Raw genomic sequence first — 1,178 nt, 5'->3', positions numbered from 1 at the left:
GAACGGCCCCGCGGCCGGGGCGGGCGGCGGCCCGGCGCCTCGGCGGGCGCCGTGAGAATGCCTCACAAAACTTCCGATCCCGGGCGGTTCTCGCTCCAGGCACGACAGCGGAGCGGGAGTTTTGTGAGAGACACTCAATTCGGGCGTGACCTCCGGGACGGACGCTACGGTCTCGACCACCCCTCGCCGACCCCGATCGGCGATGGCGGGCGAAGTCGGCGGCTGTTCCCTCGCGAAAGCCGCCGCCGCGACCCGGCCCGGAGATGGTCTCCATCGGCACCCGCATGGCCTCGCGTGAGGAGAGCGGACCCGGTGTGACCGCACGGTGCGGGACTATTCGTGGCCCGGCCCACCAGGGTTGCCCCCGCGATCCCAGGGCGGCTAGACATCCCTGCGACCGGAACGCCGCATGTCACCGCGCCGGTCGCCGCCTCTTCCCCGTTTCGCGAGGAGCCACGATGCAGAGACCCGAGGATCGCACTGTTGCCCAGACCGGGTCCGCTGCATGAGGGTCGTCCGCGCGGCGCGCCTCCACCTGAAGGAGGGGGCCTCCGACAAGGTCTACGAGGTGGACCTCGTGGAGAACGACGCGGTCGCCGCCCCTGAGCGCTTCCTCGTCAATATCCGCTACGGACGACGCGGCACGATCCTGCGCGAGGGATCGAAGACGGCGCAGCCGATCACCGCCGATGCCGCCGCGAAGGTGTTCGACAGCGTGGTCGTCGCGAAGGTCAATGCCGGCTACCGCCGGATCGACCCGGCCGCTTCCTTCCCCGGACCGACGGTCGAGGCGGAATCGCGGGAGGGCGGCACCCCGGCCGAGGGCCGCGACGGCATCCTTCTCGCGCGGCTGGCCTCCTGCCGGCGCGGGCTCTGGCCGGAGAAGGATCGCGAGCGCCTGCTCTGGCGCATCGGCCAGCTCCGCATCGCGCGAGCGGAGCCGGACCTCGTCGCCCTGGTGCGGGACATCGGTCCGGCGGGGGCGAGCTACGCCCTGGTCTGGGCGCTGGCGCGCGCCGTGGGGGGCAAGGCGGCACCGATCCTCGAGGCCGTGGCGGCCGAGACGAGCAGCGTCGTGATCCGTGACCTCGCCCGCTTCGCCCTGGTCTCGCCGCTGATGGGCGCGCAGCGACGCTCCTCGGGAGAGGAGGCCGACCTGCCGGAGGCGGTCGCCCGGC

The 1,178-nt window shown here is 72.8% G+C and carries 1 pseudogene; it reads left to right on the top strand.

The features are described 5' to 3' along the window. Window positions 1-505: 505 nt before the first annotated feature. Window positions 506-1,178, top strand: a pseudogene (locus FV220_RS25000) (hypothetical protein); the annotation flags it as partial.

Source organism: Methylobacterium sp. WL19 (assembly GCF_008040005.1).
GTDB lineage: Bacteria > Pseudomonadota > Alphaproteobacteria > Rhizobiales > Beijerinckiaceae > Methylobacterium > Methylobacterium bullatum.
The sequence above is the reverse complement of the archived record's forward strand: the minus strand, read 5'-3'. Positions and strand labels throughout refer to the sequence as shown.